The organism is Mesorhizobium sp. M7A.F.Ca.CA.001.10.2.1, assembly GCF_003998575.1.
GTDB lineage: Bacteria > Pseudomonadota > Alphaproteobacteria > Rhizobiales > Rhizobiaceae > Mesorhizobium.
This window is the reverse complement of sequence record NZ_RZQY01001042.1, coordinates 1-1,329: the sequence shown is the minus strand read 5'-3', so window position 1 is coordinate 1,329 and position 1,329 is coordinate 1. Positions and strand designations below refer to the sequence as shown.

2 protein-coding genes are annotated in these 1,329 nt (G+C 64.4%); both read left to right on the top strand.

Going from position 1 to position 1,329, the window contains the following annotated elements; genetic code table 11:
* Positions 1-729, top strand: a 729-nt coding sequence (locus EN964_RS34850) for an efflux RND transporter periplasmic adaptor subunit (protein WP_127277458.1), incomplete at its 5' end; no start/stop codon positions are given.
* An 82-nt stretch (positions 730-811) separates the two neighbouring features.
* The coding region (locus tag EN964_RS34845; protein ID WP_164776399.1) for an efflux RND transporter permease subunit at positions 812-1,329 on the top strand (518 nt) is incomplete at its 3' end.

Below are 1,329 nucleotides of genomic sequence, written 5' to 3'. Positions count from 1 at the left end.
GCCTTGCGGCTGATGAAATCAGGCAATCTGCCGAAGCTGCAGCTCGACACCGCGCGCTCGAACCTGACCTCGGCGCAGTCGCAACTGGAAACGGCACAGGCCGAACTCGACCGCAACGAGGTGAAGGCGCCTTTCGACGGCGTTATCGACCGGGTGCCGGTGGAACTTGGCAGCTCCATCATGCAAGGCGGCGAGGTGGCGACCATCCTCAAGCTCGATCCGGTGATTGCTCGCGGCGAAGTCAGCGAGCGCGATCTCGGCTACCTCAAGCTCGGCGACAAGGCCACCATACGGCTGGTCAGCGGCCAGACCGTCCAAGGCACCGTGCGCTACATCAGCCGCGACGCCTCGTCGGCGACCCGCACCTTCCGCGTCGAGGTTGCCGTCCCCAATGCCGACGGCTCCGTGCCGGCCGGCATGACGGCGGAAATCGCGCTCAACGCACAGCCGACCGACGCGGTGCTGCTGCCGCGCTCGGTTGTGACGCTCGGCGACAAGGGCGACCTCGGCATCCGTGCCGTGAGCAAGGACAACAAGGTGGCGTTCTTCCCCATCGACCTCGTCGACGACACGCCGACAGGCCTCGTCCTCGGCGGCATACCGGCCGACGCCCGCATCATCGTCGCCGGCCAGGAACTGGTGAAGGAAGGCGATCTGGTCAATCCGGTCGAGGCCGACCAAGCGATCATCAAGAAGCTGCTCGGCGAAGCGACGGCCGGCACGCAGTAGCAAGAGATCGCGACGGACTAGCCCTGGGCGGGGACAATCGGCTGCGACGCAGCTCGTGAAAATTCAAGAACAGGCGTTAGCCATGGATATCGTCAGACTCGCAATCAACAATGCCCGCCTGACCATTTCGGTCCTCGTCTTCCTTCTGCTGGCGGGCTGGGTCGCATATCAGGCGACGCCAAAGGAAGCGGAGCCCGACGTTCCGATTCCGATGATGTATGTCAGCCTGATCTACCAGGGCATTTCGCCCGAGGATTCGGAGCGGCTTCTGCTGCGGCCGATGGAAAGCAAGCTGAAAAGCCTGAAGGGCCTCAAGGAGATGCGTTCGGCCGCTTTCCAGGGCGGCGGCTACGTGCTGGTCGAATTCCAGCCGCAGACCAATCTGGCCACCGCGCTGCAGGACACGCGCAGCAAGGTGCAGGACGCCAAGGCCGACCTGCCGCAGGCGGCGGAAGAACCTGTCGTCACCGAAGTCAACATTTCCGAATTTCCCGTGCTCGTCGTCACCCTCTCGGGAAATCTGCCTGAACGCGTGCTGACCGCCGCCTGCGGCAGGTCGGCCTTGGCGTCCTGCACCTTGCTGCGCGTGTCCTGCAGCGC